This is a genomic window from Streptomyces sp. NPDC059255, from assembly GCF_042752355.1.
Taxonomy (GTDB): domain Bacteria; phylum Actinomycetota; class Actinomycetes; order Streptomycetales; family Streptomycetaceae; genus Streptomyces.
The window spans coordinates 13,979-28,873 of record NZ_JBHYZP010000042.1 but is presented as its reverse complement, the minus strand read 5'-3'; the positions used below and the strand labels follow the sequence as shown (position 1 = coordinate 28,873).

Genomic DNA, 14,895 nt, shown 5'->3' with positions numbered 1-14,895 from the left:
CCGGCGGCCCGGCCCCCCCCCGGGGGGGGGGGGGGGCCGCGGGCCGCCCCCCACCACCCCCTCTTCGCCGTTCCGTGGTTCTCAGTTGTCCCGGAGGAACTTCCTCGCCAGCTCGTCGCCGAGCCGGACGGCGGCGTCGTGGTCCTCGATGGGGGCGACCTGGGAGTGCTTGAAGACGATGTACGTGACCCCCGAGGCGACACCGCCCCTGGCCGGGTCGGTCAGGATGCCGAGACCGCGCGCAGCGGCGTGCGACGCCTCCCCGATGATCCCGGGCGGCCCGACGTCCCCGACGACGGCGTACTGCACCGTGTCGCCGTGGATGACGGCCGCGAGCGCCCCGCCGTGGATCCCCGACGAGGCGTGATCCCAGATCGAACTCGTCATCGGCACGACGATGTACGGCAGTTTCTCCGCGTTGAGATGCCTGCCGTCGCTCTGCGTGTAGGCGGTCTGCTCCTGGTAGTACGGGTCGGTCTCGTGGTTGCACCGCGCCGTGAGCTGGCCGTCGCAGTCGATGTCCATGTCCGCCTTCCAGAACACCGCGCCCCGGGCGTCGCAGACGGCGACCGTGGGCGGCGTGTCCTCACGGGTGCGGTAGAGCCCGTTCGAGATCTGGTCGCAGCGCTCGGCCCGGGCCATCAGCGCCGCCGCGCTCACCGGTCTCTCGGCGCTCTCGGTGCTTTCGGTGCTCTCGGCGGGCGGGCCGGGCGCGCCCTGCGGGGCGGGCGCCCTCGTGGCGGACCGCGCGGCGGCCGGCGGCGCGGCCGAGCGCGCGGCGGGGGGCGGTGCCGCGAGCGGCGTGGCGGCGGACGATACGGCGCCGGGCCGTACGGCGATGGACGGTTCCGCGGTGGACGGTTCCGCCGTGACGGGCGGGGCGGGGAGCGGGGCCGTGGGGACGGCGAGTGCGGGCAGCACCGTGGCGGGGACCACGGCGGCGGCCAGCAGCGCGCTGCCGGCCGTGATGAGGACATGCGTGCGTGAGTGCACGGAGAGGTTCCCTTTCCTGGATGTCCGGGGAGGGCGAGGGGCGGGCGGTGACGACGCACCGGCGCTCCGGGCGCGGCACGCCGTGGGACGGCGCGTGGGGCGCGTGGCGGCCGTACGGGGCCCCGCGCGGGCGGGGCCGGCGCGGGCCCGGTGGCCCGTTCAGGGACGCGTCTCAGCCACCGGGCCGGGACGGCGGGCGGCCGTCGGCTATGTACCGGCGCAGCCGGTCGAGGAAGACGCGCTGGCCCGTCACCAGCGGCTCCACGGCGTCCGCCAGGAGGAACCAGGCGAAGCGGTCGATCTCGGGGAATTCCCGCAGGACGCCGGAGCCGCGCGGCCATTCCATGGTGAAGGTGCCGGGCACGGCCTTGCCGGGGTCGAGATCGCCCTCGACGGCCCAGACGGTGACGGTCTTTCCGCTTCGCTGCCGGGACTCGCCGAGCGGGGTCCAGGGGCCCTCGGGCACCGGCAGCCCCAGCTCCTCCTGGAACTCCCGGCGTGCCGCCGCCTCGGGCGCCTCACCGGCCTCGTACTCCCCCTTGGGGATCGACCAGGCGGCGGTGTCACGGCCGGACCAGAACGGCCCGCCCATGTGGCCGAGAAGCACGGCGGCACCGGAGTCCGTGACCCGGTGCAGCAGCAGCCCCGCGCTTCGTTTGCCCGACATGCCGTCAAGTCTGTGCACGAGCAAACCAGGTCGCCATGCGAACACCACGCCGAGAACGCGTGCGTCGGTGCCCTTGGACCGGGCGTGTCGGATACGTGTCCCAGGCGTGACGCGGGAGGGGAGGGGCCGGCGGCACGGAAGAGGGTGCTCCGATCCCGGGGCGACACCGCCGGGCCGATCGTATGAACAGTTGCGCCGTACGGGGTCGCAGTGGGCCGCGCCCTGCGGAGGAGATGCGGTGGTCGGTGCTACGGGACGGCTCCTTCCTCCCCCCTTCCCATCCCCCGCGAATCAGATCAGCCGAAGACCGGGTTTCCCGGTCGGCATACCTCCTTCTTACTCCAGGAAATGGAACGAATACGCGAAGGCTCACCAGGGAAGGGCTGTCGATGCTCACGTGACGCGATCGGGCGAGCAATAATCGATTATGAAGTGAATAATCGATTATCCGTTAGGGTGTGAGCCGTGACGGAACGCGGATCACCCTCGGAGCGGCTGTACGCCTCGCTGCGCGCGGCCATCCTCCATGGGGAGTTCGCGCCGGAGCAGGCGCTCAAGCCGCAGGAACTGGCGAAAGCGGGGGAGGTCAGCCTCGCCGTCGCACGCGAGGCCCTGCTCCGCCTGGTGGGCGAGGGCCTGGCGACCCGGCTGCCGAACCGGGGGTTCGCCGTCCCGGCGGTGAACGCCGGGCGCCGGCAGCAGATCGCGGAGGCGCGGGCCGTCACCGAGCCGGAGATCCTCCGGCTGTCGATCGAGCGGGGCGGCGTCGACTGGGAGGTGCGGGTCCGGGCCGCCCACCACCACCTCGCCCGCACACCCTCGCGGGAACCGGGCGGTACGCACGCCTCCGACGCGTGGTCCGAGGCGCACCGCCGGTTCCACCGCGCGCTCCTCGAAGGCTGCGGCAACCCGGTGCTCCTGGACGGCTTCGACCGCCTGTGGACGGCGAGCGAGCTGGCCCGGCGCTGGTCCGGCGCGATCGTCCCGGAGCGGGACGGCGTGAAGGAGCACCGCGCTCTGGAGAGAGCCGCCCTCGGCCGGGACGCCGAACGCGCGGCCGGCCTGCTCGCCCGGCACGTCGGCGCACCGCGCGGAACCTGACCGTACGCACAGACCGACCCCGTGACACCCATGACGAATTGAGGAGACCCACATGGACATGACCGCCGGCCGCCGCTGCCACGACGTCCTCAACCCCCTTCACTCCGCCGCGTACTTCGCACCGGAACCGGCGGAGGAATTCGCCTCGGTCGGGCTGGAGCAGGGTGCCATGGCCTACCTCGCGGGCCGCGCCGCGCCGCTCGGAGCGGTCGGCGCCGGCACGGTCACGGCGACGTTCTACAACTTCAACCATGACCACGTGGCCCGGAAGATACCGGCCGCGTGGGCGGTCACCACGCCGGAGGCCGTGCTCGCCGCGCGGCTGCGCGGCGCGGACCGGACGCTGCGGCGGCTGCTCGGGGAGGAGGCGCTCACGTCGAAGGAGATGGCCGAGACGGCCGAACTGGCGCTGCGCGCCTCCGAGGGGTGTCGCCGCGAGGGGCGGCCGCTGTACGCCGCGAACGCCGGTCTCCCCGTGCCCGAGGAGCCGCACCTGGCCCTGTGGCACGCCGCGACACTCCTGCGCGAGCACCGGGGCGACGGCCATCTCGCCGCTCTGGCGGTGGCGGGCCTCTCCGGGATCGAGGCGCTGGTCCTGCACAACGCCACCGGCAGGGCCGTGACATCGGCCGTCCTCAGGCAGACCCGCGGATGGTCCCCGGAGCAGTGGGACGCGACCCGCGACCGGCTGCGGGAGCGCGGCCTGCTGGACGAGGCGGGGGACATGACGGAGGCCGGGGCAGCCCTGCGCGACGATGCCGAGGCCCTCACCGACCGCCTCGACGCCGCCCCGTACGACCACCTCGGCCCGGACGCCACCGCGCGCCTCACCGAGCTGGCCGGCGGCTTCACCCGCACCGCGCTGGCCGCGGGCGCCTTCCCCGCGCAGTTCTTCGGCAAGGGCTGAGGCGCCCGGAAGGCCGCCCGTGCCCGCGGCGGCCTTCCGCCGCCCTCAGGGCGAGGGCGGTTGTCCACAGGCCGGAAGCCCCGGGGGCCCGGGCGGGGAGAATGGGCCCGTGACCTACCGCTACCGCGTACTCGGCGCCACGCAGGCACTCCGCCCGGACGGGACGGACGTGCCGCTGAGCGGTACCCGGCTGCGGGCGCTGCTCACCGCGCTCGCCGCCGCCGGAGGCCGGGGGACGAGCACCGGACGCCTCATCGCCCAGGTGTGGCCGCTCGCCGAGGCGGCGCCCGCCGACGAGACCGCCGCGCTCCAGGCCCTGGTCGGACGGGCCCGCCGGGCGCTCGGGGGAGACGCGGTGGCCTCGCTGCCCGGGGGGTACCGGCTGGCGGCCGAGCGCGACGACATCGACCTGTTCCGCTTCGAACGGCTCGCCGACGCGGGGGCCGCCGCTCTCACCGGCGGCGACCCCGACCAGGCCGCCGCGCTGCTGGACGAAGCCCTGGCCCTGTGGGACGGCCGCGCGCTCGCCGACCTCCCCGGCGGTGACACCGACCCACGGGCCGTCCACGCCGAGCGGCGCCGCGAGGAGGCCCGCCGGGCGCGGCTCGCCGCCGAGGTCGGGCGGGGCCGCGCGGACCGGGCCCTGCCCGGCCTCGCGGCCCTCGCCGCCGGGCACCCCCTGGACGAGCCCCTGCACGCCCTGCGGATCCGGGCCCTGCGGGCGGCCGGACGCCCCGCCGAGGCGCTCCAGGCGTACGAGGAGGTGCGCACCCGGCTCGCCGAGCGCCTGGGCACCGACCCCGGCCGCGACCTCCGGGCCCTGCACGCCGAGCTGCTCGCCGGGGACGACGGCCCGTCCCCGGCCGGCCCCGCCCCGGGCCCCGCGGGGCGCGCCGCCCGGGGCAATCTCCCCGCCCGCCTCACCTCCTTCGTCGGCCGCGCGCCCGAGCTGGCCGCGCTCGCCGCCGAACTCCCCGTCCGGCGGCTGATCACCCTCACGGGCCCCGGCGGCTCCGGGAAGACCCGGCTCTCGGTGGAAGCCGCCGAAGCGGCCGCCGACGCCTGGCCGGACGGCGTCTGGCTGGTGGAGCTGGCGCCCGTACACGACGCAGCCGTCGTCCCGGAGACGGTGCTCACCGCCCTCCGCGCCCGCGATCCCCTGGGTGGCTCGGTCGGCGGCCCGGCGGCGGGCGAGCCCGCGCCCCCTGACCCGCTGGGTGAGCTGGCCGACCACTGCGCCCGGCGGCGCCTGCTGATCGTCCTGGACAACTGCGAGCATCTGCTCGACGCCGCCGCCACGCTGGCCGAGACGGTCCTCACCGGCTGCCCGGGGGTGAGCGTCCTCGCCACCAGCCGCGAACCGCTCGGCGTACGGGGCGAGTCGGTCCGTACGGTGGAACCTCTGCCCGCCGACATGGCGCTGCGGCTCCTCGCCGAACGCGGGGCCGCCGCCCGGCCCGGATTCCGGACCGAGGACGACCCGGACGCCTGCGCCGAGATCTGCCGCCGGCTCGACGGCCTGCCGCTCGCCCTCGAACTGGCCGCGGCCCGGCTGCGGATGCTCACCCCGCGCGGGCTCGCCGACCGGCTCGACGACCGCTTCCGGCTGCTCGGCCCGGGCAGCGGACCACGGACCGCGCTGCCGCGGCAGCGGACCCTGCGGGCCGTCGTGGACTGGTCCTGGGATCTGCTCACCGAAGCCGAACAGGCCGTCCTGCGCGGGCTGTCGGTCTTCTCCGGCGGCTGCGCGCTCGCCGAGGCGGAGACCGTGTGCGGGCCGGACGCCGACGGCGACATCCTCGGCGTGCTCGCCTCCCTGGTCGACAAGTCGCTCCTCGTCGCCGTACCCGCCGACCCGGGCGTCCGGGGCGCCCCGGACGGCATGCGCTACCGGCTGCTGGAGACCGTCGCCGAGTACGCGGCGGAGCGGCTGGAGGCGGCGGGGGAGCGCGCGGCCGTCGAGCTCCGCCATCTCGCCGCCTACCGGGAGCTGGCCCGGGTCGGCGACCCCGGGCTGCGCGGCCCCCGTACCGCCTTCTGGCTGGCTTGCTACGAGCGGGAACACGACAACCTGAGGGCCGCGCTGCGTACGGCCGTCGACCGGCGGGAGGAGCAGGAGGCCCTCTGCCTGGTGCTCTCCATGAGCTGGTTCTGGCAGGTGCGCAACCACCGCGGCGAGGCCGGTGTCCGGGCCGCCGCGGCGCTCGGCCCCGATCCCTTCCGCGCGCCCGTGCGCCCCGCCGTACCCCTCGCCGAGCCGTGCACGGCGCTCGCGCCCCCGTGGCCGCCGGAGGTGCTGTGGGAGGCCAGACGCGGAGTGCGACTGCTGTTGCTGTGGACCGCGGAGGAGGAGAGCGCGTACTCGCAACAGCCGGGCGGCGGGAGCCGGTTGCACGCGATCACGGAGGCCTACCGCCCGGGGCTGCCGCAGATCTGCAGGCAACCGGGCTCCCTGTGGTTCTTCCTGCGGCTGATGACAGGACAGGCCTCCGGACTCCGGGAGACCCTGGACGCCCTCGTGCTGGCCTGCCGGGAACAGCGGCACGGCAGCGGTGGCGACTGGGATCTCGGACTGGCGCTGATGCAGCGGGCGAGGCTGCTGGGCGGCGGCGTCGACGGGCCGGCCCGGTCGGCCCGCGACGCGGACGAGGCTCTGGCCCTGTTCCGCCGCGCGGGCGACCTCGTGGCGATCTCCGAGGCACTCTCCGTGCGCGGCGAGACCCACGCGCGCCAGGGCCGCTTCGAAGAGGCCGCCGCCGATTTCGAGCAGGCGATGGAGAGCTGCGCGCGGGTCGGGGCATCCGGCCAGGTGCCACTCTTCAAGGCCCGCCTCGCCTCCGTACGGCTGGAGTCGGCCGCGGACCCGGCGGCGCGGGCCCGTGCGGAGCGACTGCTGCTGGAAGCCGCGGGCCGGCCGGGGGAGGGCACCGGCCAGGCGGTCGGCATGGCGCGGCTGCTGCTGGCCCGGCACTATGAGAGCACCGGGCGCCTGTCCGCCGCCCGGGAGCAACTGGACCTGCTGGAGCGGGAGATCGACCTCGCCCGCCAGCCTCTGCTCGGCGGCACCGTCGCGGGTGTCCACAGCCGGCTCGACTGCCGGAGCGGGGAGTTCGCCCGCGCCGGAGCCCGGTCGGCCGAGGCCGTACGGACGCTGGAGAGCCTGGCCCCGGTGGTCGCCCCGCACCTCATGGTCCAGCAGTTCCCCTGCGCGGCCTGGGCCAAGGCGGCGCTCGGCGCCCCGGAGGACGCGGCGCGGCTGCTGGGCGCGTACGCGCACCACCACGAGCGCCCCGAGGGCTTCGAGTTCGACCCCTTCACATCCCCCGCCGACCCGGAACTCCTGGACCGCGCCGAGACCGCGGTACGCGCCGCGCTGGACGAGCGGAGCTACGCACACGCCCACGCGGAGGGGGCCGCGCTCCGGGTCGAGGAGGCGGCGGCCCTGGTCTGACACCCCGGCCGCCCGCGCCGGAACGGGTCCCGGCGGCCGGGATGCCGGAGCAGGGCACGGCGGCTGCCCGCCCCAGGCACGGCGCGCCCTACCGCGTCCGCGCGTCCGCGAGGGCGCCCTACCGCTCCCGCGCGTCCGCGAGCCGTTCCCGTGCCTCCGCGAGGTCCGCCTCCGTCGGGGCGTCGTCCTGGGTCAGGGCGCGCCGCCAGTAGCCGGCGAAGTGGACCGACCGCCTGCCGACGCCGCGCTCGTCGACCAGATGGCGGCGCAGTGCCCGGACCGCCCCCGCCTCACCGCCCAGCCAGGCGAGGACCGAACCCTCCGGGAACGCCGCGGCGCGGACCGCCGACAGCAGCGCGTCACCGCTCCCGGCCGGGGCCGCACCGCGGTGCAGCCAGTGCACCGTCACCGTCCCCGCCGTCGTGAAGCGCTGCTCCTCCGCCGCGTCCGCCACCTCGACGAAGGCGGTCGCGCGGGCGCCCTCGGGCAGCGCTTCGATCAGCGTGCCGATCGCGGGCAGCGCGGTCTCGTCGCCCGCCAGCAGCATCCAGTCCGTCGTGCCGACCGGGACGGGCGTGGCGAAGTACGCCGACGGGCCGAACATCCCGAGGACCGCCCCCGGTACGGCCGACCGCGCCCACGCGGTGGCGGGCCCCCGCACCGTTTCCCCGGGCCCCCGCACCGCCTCCTCGATTCCGGGGGCCGCCTCCCCGGGCCCGGGGCCGGCTCCGTCGTCCTCGCGCCCGTGCAGGACAAAATCGATGTCGATCGTGGCGCGCAGCGGATCGTGGGCCCGGACCGTGTAACTCCGGGCCCACGGCCGCTCCTCCTCGGGAATCGCCTGGAACGCGCCGTACCAGCGCATCACATCGCCGTCCGTGCCGGGCTCGGGGAGCCGGGGGACGCGCTGCCCCGGCCGCGGGAAGTACAGCTTCACCTGCTGGTCGGGCCCGGCCAGGGAGAAACCGGCGAGGCCGGGGCCGCCGAAGGTGACCCGGGTCATGTGCGGGGAGATCCGCCGGACACCGGTCACCTCGACCGTCCGCACCGGCAGCTCCGGGGGCGCCGCGCCGGCTCCGGGCGCCGCCGCTCCGCCGGGGGTGTTCTCTGTCGTCGTCATGCGGGCCACCCTGCCCGCGGGCTCCTACACGCGGCCGACAGCGCGCCTACACGCTCTCCCCGGTCCCCGCCGCGACCGCCGCGAGAGCCTCCGTGACCGTGTCGAGGAAGCGCGCGTGCGCGCGATGGCTCGCCGGCACCTCCGGGTTCCACGGCACGATCCGCGCCCGTTCCCCGATGGCACGCCAGTGCGGGTTGTCCTGGAGCGCCTCGCGCGGCGCCGCGTTCGCGCGTACGTCCGCGAGCACGATGTCCGGGGCCAGCGCGGCGGCCTCGGACCAGTCGGCCGTACGCCAGTTGGCCCCGCCGCCCTCCGCCGGGGAGATCAGCTCGACTCCTTGCTCCATCAGCGCCCGCAGATCGGGCCAGGTGTCCGGGCGGGCCAGGTACGCGGTCTCGGGGCCGGCCGCGGAGAGCGCCAGCACCAGGGGACGCGCGGGCCCCGCCGCCTGGGCGGTCAGCCGCGCCTCCGCGCGCTCCAGCTCCGGCACCGCGGGCCGCAGCGGCGCCTGGAGCGAGGCCGCCAGCTCCGAGAACCGGTCCCTGACGGAGCCGAGCGAGCGGTCCTTCCCCACCTCGATCACGACGACCGGAACCTGCTCCTCCAGGTGCTTGGCGGCCTCCGGGTCGATGCCGTACACCTGCCCCGTGCCGTAGCCGACGGCGACCACCAGATCCGCCTCCGCGGCGAGGACGGCCTCCGGGTCGAAGGAGCTGCCCGCGCCGAACGAACGCAGCTCGGCGAGAGGCAGCTCGCCCGCCTTCGCCGGGTCCGGCGTCTGCCCGTCATGGTGGGAACCGAAGATTCCCAGGGGGCGCAGTCCGTGGTCCCACAGTGTCGCGCCGGCCTGTATGTAGGCCACCACCCGTGTCGGACGGCTCGGTGCCGTGGTGAGCCGGCCGCGATCGTCCGTGAACTCCCAGCTGTTGCCCGGGTTCATGCCTCGCCTCGTTCCGCTCGTGTTGGTGCGGTGTCCGGGGCGCCCTGTTTGTACGCGGGTTCGTACGGGCACCCCTCAACTCTCTGCCCAAGACGGGGCGCGCGGACTCCCCACGTGCGCCGGTAAGACGGAACGGAGGGCAATCCGAGGAAAACCGAGGGAATCAGAGGAGAATCTACGGTTCGATGAGACCCGCCCTGATCGCGTACCGGGTCAGTTCCAGCCGGTCGCGCAGGCCCAGCTTCTGGAGCAGGTTGGCGCGGTGGCGCTCCACGGTCTTGGCGCTGATGAGCAGCAGGCCGGCGATCTCCTTGGAGGTGTGTCCCTCGGCCACGAGCTTGAGGATCTCCTCCTCCCGTGGGGTGATGGCGCTGTCCGGGATGCTGTCGCCCTGCCGCACCCGGTCGAGGTAGTTGCGGATCAGCGCCGTCACCGCCCCCGGGTAGAGGAAGGGTTCGTCGCGCATCGCCGCACGGCACGCCTCCACCAGATCGCGGTCGGCCACGGACTTGAGGACGTAGCCGCTCGCCCCGGCCTTCAACGCCTCGAAGAAATACTGCTCGTTGTCGTACATGGTCAGCATCAGGATGCGCGTTCCCGGCTGGAGCCTGGAGAGTTCGCGCGCCGCCTGCAGCCCGGTGAGCCGGGGCATCGCGATGTCCAGGATCACCAGGTCGGGACGTTCGGCGCGGGCCAGTTCGATGGCCTCGGCACCGTCCCCGGCCTCGCCGACGACCGTCAGGTCCGGTTCGCCGTCGAGGATCAGCCGGACCCCGCGGCGGACCAGCGCGTGATCGTCCGCCAGCAGGATGCGGGTCTGTACCGTCTCGGCCATGGTCAGTTGCTCCCGTTCCTGATCGGCACACACAGGCGTACGCCGGTGCCGCCGCCGCGTCGCTGTTCCTGTGCCCGTGCTTGTACCTCTGCCTGAGTCTGTGTCTGATTCTCCGTCTGTCCCGCTTCCCGGCCGGGGAGGAGTCCCCGGCCCGGTCCCACGGTGATCTCGGCCCCGACGAGCAGGGCCCGCTCCCGCATGCCCCTGATGCCCGCGCCCTCGGTGGCCGTACCGACGCCCCGGCCGTCGTCGGCGATGAGCAGTTCCACCCCGGTGGTGGTGCGCCGGAGCGCGATGTCGGCCCGGCCCGCGTCCGCGTGGCGGACGATGTTGGTGAGTCCCTCCTGCGCCACCCGGTAGACGACCAGCTCGACGTCCTCGCCCAGCGCCGGCAGATCGCCGTCGAAGCGCTGCCGGACCGTCAGCCCGGTGTGCGTGGTGATCTCGGTGGTCAGCGCCTTGAGCGCGCTGATCAGCCCCAGCTCCTCCAGGACGCCGGGGCGCAGCCGGCGCGCGATGCGGCGGATCTCGTCGAGGCTGTCGCGGGTCGTCTCCTGCACGTGGAGCAGGTCGGCGCGCACGGGCGCGGGAGCCGCGTCGGCGACCCGCTTGAGTTCGAGCAGCACCGCGGTGAGGGTCTGGCCGACCTCGTCGTGCAACTCCTGTGCGATCCGGCGGCGTTCGGCCTCCTGCGCGGAGAGCGCGAGTCCGCTGCTGGCGGCCCGTTCGGCCTCCAGCCGGTCGAGCATGGTGTTGAACGTCATGATCAGCTCGGCGATCTCGCCGTGGCCCGACACCGCCGGCCGGCGGCCGGGGCGCAGCAGATCGGTCGTGGTCATCGCCCGGGTGAGCCGTTGCAGCGGAGCGAGCCCCACGCGCAGCAGCGCGGCGTTGGCGACGAGCATGGCCACCAGTCCCAACGTCATGATCAGGGCTTCCGTGAGCAGCACGGGGGCGGACACGGTGACCGGGCCGAGCAGCAGCAGGGCAGTGGCCGCGAACATGACCGCGGCGTTGAGCAGAAAGATCCGCCAGAACAGGGACACGGGGCAGGGCCTCCTCGCAGGTGACGTCCCCACTATCACCCGCGCGGCGGGAGCGGCCCGACCACCGCCCCGCCACCCCCGCCCGTCTACATGTCTCCCACCCCCCGATGTGGGTGTCGATGCGGATGGCGGTGGAGTGCCGCGGCGGGCGATCGTAGGGGAGCACCGGCCGGGGAGAGGCGGCACACGCGACGTGGGCGACGTACGTGGCGGGCGGGGCGTACGCGACGGGCAGCGCGTACGCGGGCGGGCGGGGCGTGCGCCAGGGCGGGCGGACGCGGGCGGGCACGGCGGGGCAATGCGAAGCGGAACGACGTACGACAGCGGGGAGGCGGACCATGGCCACGGAAGAGGACCGGCAGACCCTGAGTGACCTGGCGGAGCGGCTCCGCCACGACGACCCCCGGTTCTTCCACGCGCTGGAGGCCGGGACCCCGTGCCGTCCGCGCGAGTACCGGCACGGCACCGCCTGGCTGATGCTGGCCGTCGCGCTCGGCGGTCTGGCCCTGGGCATCGTCCTCGGCCACGGGCTCCTCATCGCGGGAGGACTGGTACTGGCGGGGATCGCCGTGCATCTCTTCGACCCCGACCGCGTCCGGGGCGGACAGGGCAACCCTCCGCCTTCCAGGTAGATGTCCACCGATCCCGGCCCGCCGCCGCGGCCGGGAGAGCAAGAACCGCCGGAGCCTCCGGCGGTTCTTTTCGTTGCATAGGTAATAATCCTCACAAATTATTTTACGTTAAAATAGCGCTCAGGTGACCAACGCTCTCTTGAGCTTTGGCACACCCATTACTGAGATGCTGGGCGGTCGGTCGAATTCGCGGGGGCGGAGGGGGCGGTTCCATGAGACGCGCACCCCTGACGGTCCGCCGCGTCCGGCCGGCCGGCACGGTGTCCGTCGCGTCGCGGGTCCCGTCACGGATCCCCTTACCTGTGCTTCGCCGCGACGCATGATGCAGAATCCCTGTCCGGTGACGGACGGCTCACGCAGTCGTGCCCCGTCGCCGGACCTTGGTCCGTGCCGCCGCGGACCCAAGGGGTCAGCATGCCCGCACACCCTCACGCCACGCCCGCATGGAGCCGTTTCCTATGGAGCACACCGCTCACGTCAGTAAGACCACCCTGCCCGGGGTCGGCACCCGTTACGACCTCAACACCGAAGCGGGAAAGCACCTCTCGGTCGTCGTGCACCAGGACGGACGCCGCATCCTGGCCTTCCACGATCCCGAGGACGACGACAACTGCCGGGACGCCGCGACCCTCGCCCCGCACGAGGCGACCGCGCTCTGCAAGCTCCTGACCCCCGACCCCGTCGCCCATCTCCACCAGCACATCGAGATCGACCTGCTCACCGAGCACATCCCGGTCACCAAGCGTTCCCCTTATGTCGGCCGGACGCTCGGCGCCACCCAGGTACGCAGCCGTACCGGCGCCTCCATCGTGGCCGTCCTGCGCCGCACCGACGCCTTCCCGTCGCCCACCCCGGACTTCCGCTTCGCCCTGGGGGACACGCTCGTCGTCGTCGGCACCCGGGAAGGCGTGGACGCCGTCGCCGAACTGATCACCGGAGGATAAAGCGCCCGTGCACGAGACCACCGCACTGCTCATCGAACTCGGGGCCATCATCCTGGGTCTGGGGATACTCGGCCGGCTCGCCGGCCGTGTGGGCTTCTCCGCCATCCCCCTCTACCTGCTCGCCGGGCTCGCCTTCGGGCACGGCGGGCTCCTCCCGCTCAACGCCAGCGAGGAGTTCGTCGCCACCGGCGCCGAGATCGGCGTGATCCTGCTGCTGCTCCTGCTGGGGCTGGAGTACAGCGCGTCCGAACTCGTCTCCAACCTCAAGACGCAGTACCCCTCCGGCATCGTCGATTTCGTCCTGAACGCCGTGCCGGGCGCCGTCGCCGCGCTGATCCTGGGCTGGGGTCCCGTCGCCGCGGTGGCGCTGGCCGGCGTCACCTGGATCTCCTCCTCCGGAGTGATCGCCAAGGTCCTCGGTGACCTCGGCCGGCTCGGCAACCGCGAGACCCCCGTGATCCTCGGAGTCCTCGTCATCGAGGACCTCGCCATGGCGGTCTACCTGCCGCTGCTCACGGCCCTGCTCGCCGGTCTCAGCCTCGCCGGCGGCAGCCTGACGCTGCTGATCTCGCTCGGCACGGTCGGCGCGGTGCTCTATCTGGCGCTGCGCCACGGCCGGCTCATCAGCCGCGCGGTCTCCTCCGACAACCCCGAGATGCTGCTGCTCGTCGTCCTCGGCCTCACCGTGCTCGTCGCCGGGGTCGCCCAGGAGCTCCAGGTCTCCGCCGCCGTCGGCGCGTTCCTGGTCGGCATCGCGCTCTCCGGAGAGGTCGCCGAGGGCGCGCACAACCTGCTGGCACCGCTGCGCGACCTGTTCGCCGCCGTCTTCTTCGTCTTCTTCGGTCTCAACACCGACCCGGCCGCCATCCCGCCGGTCCTGGTGCCCGCCCTCATCCTGGCGACCGTCACCGTCCTCACGAAGATCGCCACCGGCTGGTACGCGGCCAAGCGCGCCGGTGTCCGGACGGCGGGCCGCTGGCGCACCGGCGGCACGCTGGTGGCACGCGGCGAGTTCTCCATCGTCATCGCCGGGCTGGCCGTCGGGGTGGAACCGCGGATCGGCCCGCTGGCCACCGCGTACGTCCTCATCCTGGTGATCCTCGGCCCGCTGGCCGCGCGCTGGACGGAGCCGCTGGCCCGTCGGCTCACCCGCGGCGCCAAGGCGCCGGCCGCCGCCGCGGCCGTACCGCCCGCGGCTTCCTCGGGTGCCGAGGCGCAGGTGGCGTCCGAGCCGTACGCGAAGCCGGAGTCGTCCGGACGGGCCGAGCCGCCCGTCCCCGACGTGAGCGACACGGCACCCAGCCACGGCTGACCCGCCGGACCGGCCGCGGCCCCACAGGCCGGCACCCACCGGCCCGGCCGCAGCCCCCGCCCCCACAGGCGAACGGGGCACAGGACGCGCGCCCTGCGCCCTGTGCCCCTGCCTGGCGGGGCCGGCCGTGGGCCGGCCCCGTGCCGGACGCGGTGCCGGACCCCGAGGATGTGGGGGCCCGGCACCGCGTCCGCTGTGTCAGACCCCGACGCCGAAGTCCGCGGCGATGCCCGAGAGACCCGACGCGTACCCCTGGCCGACCGCGCGGAACTTCCACTCCGCGCCGTTGCGGTACAGCTCGCCGAAGACCATCGCCGTCTCCGTGGCCGCGTCCTCGCTCAGGTCGTAGCGGGCCAGCTCGGCGCCGCCCGCCTGGTTGACCACCCGGATGTACGCGTTGCGCACCTGACCGAAGCTCTGGCCGCGGTTCTCGGCGTCGTGGATCGACACCGGAAAGACGATCTTCGAGACCTGGGCCGGCACATTGGCCAGGTCGACCTTGACGGTCTCGTCGTCGCCGTCGCCCTCGCCGGTCAGGTTGTCACCGGTGTGCTCGACGGAGCCGTCCGGGCTCTTGAGGTTGTTGTAGAAGATGAAGTGCTGGTCGGAGGCGACCTTGCCGGACTCGTCGACCAGCAGCGCGCTGGCGTCGAGGTCGTAGTCCGTACCGGTCGTCGTCCGTACGTCCCAGCCGAGGCCGACAAGGACCGCGGTCAGTCCCGGTGCCTCCTTGCTGAGCGAGACATTGCCGCCTTTGGACAGGGAAACTCCCACGCTGCTCCTCCTGAGCTGAGCTGATTCGGTCATGCGAAAGTAAAATCTACAGCAGTGTAGAAGTAAAACGGGAGCGAGATCCGGCCCGCTCTCCGGCCGGTGTCCGACCCCTTCCCCGCCACCCGGCCGGGCGGCGCCCGCCCCCGGCTCCGTAGCATGGACGCGCGTGCGTC

Annotated in this window: 13 protein-coding genes; 6 read left to right on the top strand and 7 right to left on the bottom strand. The window is 74.2% G+C overall.

Going from position 1 to position 14,895, the window contains the following annotated elements; genetic code table 11:
- Positions 1–81: 81 nt before the first annotated feature.
- Both ACFXKG_RS34810 and ACFXKG_RS34805 read right to left on the bottom strand, forming a co-directional pair.
- The gene (locus ACFXKG_RS34810) at positions 82–993 is read right to left on the bottom strand and encodes a glycoside hydrolase family 75 protein (RefSeq protein WP_384847503.1); all 912 of its coding nucleotides are present in this window, start codon (positions 991–993) and stop codon (positions 82–84) included.
- Positions 994–1,165: 172 nt separating this feature from the next.
- Positions 1,166–1,660, bottom strand: coding sequence for an NUDIX domain-containing protein (locus tag ACFXKG_RS34805; RefSeq protein WP_384847500.1), 495 nt, complete (start codon positions 1,658–1,660; stop codon positions 1,166–1,168).
- 465 nt (positions 1,661–2,125) lie between these two features.
- Between ACFXKG_RS34805 and ACFXKG_RS34800 the strand changes: the two genes are divergently transcribed.
- The 3 genes from ACFXKG_RS34800 to ACFXKG_RS34790 all read left to right on the top strand — a co-directional run bounded on the left by ACFXKG_RS34800 (position 2,126) and on the right by ACFXKG_RS34790 (position 7,119).
- Entirely contained in the window at positions 2,126–2,761 is a 636-nt protein-coding gene (locus ACFXKG_RS34800; RefSeq protein ID WP_384847498.1) for a GntR family transcriptional regulator, read from the top strand.
- A gap of 52 nt (positions 2,762–2,813) precedes the next feature.
- Positions 2,814–3,668: a hypothetical protein gene (locus ACFXKG_RS34795; protein ID WP_384847495.1), complete on the top strand. Its 855-nt coding sequence runs from the start codon at positions 2,814–2,816 to the stop codon at positions 3,666–3,668.
- A gap of 109 nt (positions 3,669–3,777) precedes the next feature.
- Positions 3,778–7,119, top strand: a complete 3,342-nt coding sequence (locus ACFXKG_RS34790; protein WP_384847492.1) for a BTAD domain-containing putative transcriptional regulator — start codon at positions 3,778–3,780, stop codon at positions 7,117–7,119.
- Positions 7,120–7,237: 118 nt separating this feature from the next.
- Here the strand turns inward: ACFXKG_RS34790 and ACFXKG_RS34785 are convergent, their stop codons facing one another.
- The 4 genes from ACFXKG_RS34785 to ACFXKG_RS34770 all read right to left on the bottom strand — a co-directional run bounded on the left by ACFXKG_RS34785 (position 7,238) and on the right by ACFXKG_RS34770 (position 11,060).
- Entirely contained in the window at positions 7,238–8,239 is a 1,002-nt protein-coding gene (locus ACFXKG_RS34785) for a siderophore-interacting protein (RefSeq protein ID WP_384847489.1), read from the bottom strand.
- A gap of 46 nt (positions 8,240–8,285) precedes the next feature.
- Positions 8,286–9,179, bottom strand: coding sequence for an ABC transporter substrate-binding protein (locus ACFXKG_RS34780; protein ID WP_384847486.1), 894 nt, complete (start codon positions 9,177–9,179; stop codon positions 8,286–8,288).
- Between the two features lie 175 nt (positions 9,180–9,354).
- A complete protein-coding gene (locus ACFXKG_RS34775; RefSeq protein WP_365820445.1) occupies positions 9,355–10,014 on the bottom strand; it encodes a response regulator transcription factor in 660 nt (219 codons plus the stop codon).
- A gap of 2 nt (positions 10,015–10,016) precedes the next feature.
- On the bottom strand, positions 10,017–11,060 hold the full coding sequence (locus ACFXKG_RS34770; RefSeq protein WP_384847483.1) for a histidine kinase: 1,044 nt from the start codon (positions 11,058–11,060) through the stop codon (positions 10,017–10,019).
- Positions 11,061–11,398: 338 nt separating this feature from the next.
- Between ACFXKG_RS34770 and ACFXKG_RS34765 the strand changes: the two genes are divergently transcribed.
- From ACFXKG_RS34765 to ACFXKG_RS34755, 3 genes are all read left to right on the top strand, one after another.
- Entirely contained in the window at positions 11,399–11,692 is a 294-nt protein-coding gene (locus ACFXKG_RS34765; protein ID WP_384847480.1) for a DUF3040 domain-containing protein, read from the top strand.
- Positions 11,693–12,150: 458 nt separating this feature from the next.
- On the top strand, positions 12,151–12,636 hold the full coding sequence (locus ACFXKG_RS34760; protein ID WP_382888256.1) for a cation:proton antiporter regulatory subunit: 486 nt from the start codon (positions 12,151–12,153) through the stop codon (positions 12,634–12,636).
- Between the two features lie 7 nt (positions 12,637–12,643).
- Positions 12,644–13,948 (top strand): cation:proton antiporter, encoded by a 1,305-nt coding sequence (locus tag ACFXKG_RS34755; protein ID WP_384847477.1) that lies wholly within the window; start codon positions 12,644–12,646, stop codon positions 13,946–13,948.
- Between the two features lie 198 nt (positions 13,949–14,146).
- Here the strand turns inward: ACFXKG_RS34755 and ACFXKG_RS34750 are convergent, their stop codons facing one another.
- Positions 14,147–14,722 carry a TerD family protein gene (locus tag ACFXKG_RS34750; RefSeq protein ID WP_384847474.1) on the bottom strand — a complete coding sequence of 192 codons (576 nt, stop codon included), beginning with the start codon at positions 14,720–14,722 and terminating at the stop codon, positions 14,147–14,149.
- Positions 14,723–14,895 lie beyond the last annotated feature (173 nt).

Bases quoted from the DNA above. Each gene is read 5' to 3' on its own strand.
- ACFXKG_RS34805 (WP_384847500.1), bottom strand. From the start codon at position 1,660: ATGTCGGGCAAACGAAGCGCGGGGCTGCTGCTGCACCGGGTCACGGAC.
- ACFXKG_RS34795 (WP_384847495.1), top strand. From the start codon at position 2,814: ATGGACATGACCGCCGGCCGCCGCTGCCACGACGTCCTCAACCCCCTT.
- ACFXKG_RS34785 (WP_384847489.1), bottom strand. From the start codon at position 8,239: ATGACGACGACAGAGAACACCCCCGGCGGAGCGGCGGCGCCCGGAGCC.
- ACFXKG_RS34780 (WP_384847486.1), bottom strand. From the start codon at position 9,179: ATGAACCCGGGCAACAGCTGGGAGTTCACGGACGATCGCGGCCGGCTC.
- ACFXKG_RS34775 (WP_365820445.1), bottom strand. From the start codon at position 10,014: ATGGCCGAGACGGTACAGACCCGCATCCTGCTGGCGGACGATCACGCG.
- ACFXKG_RS34765 (WP_384847480.1), top strand. From the start codon at position 11,399: ATGGCCACGGAAGAGGACCGGCAGACCCTGAGTGACCTGGCGGAGCGG.
- ACFXKG_RS34760 (WP_382888256.1), top strand. From the start codon at position 12,151: ATGGAGCACACCGCTCACGTCAGTAAGACCACCCTGCCCGGGGTCGGC.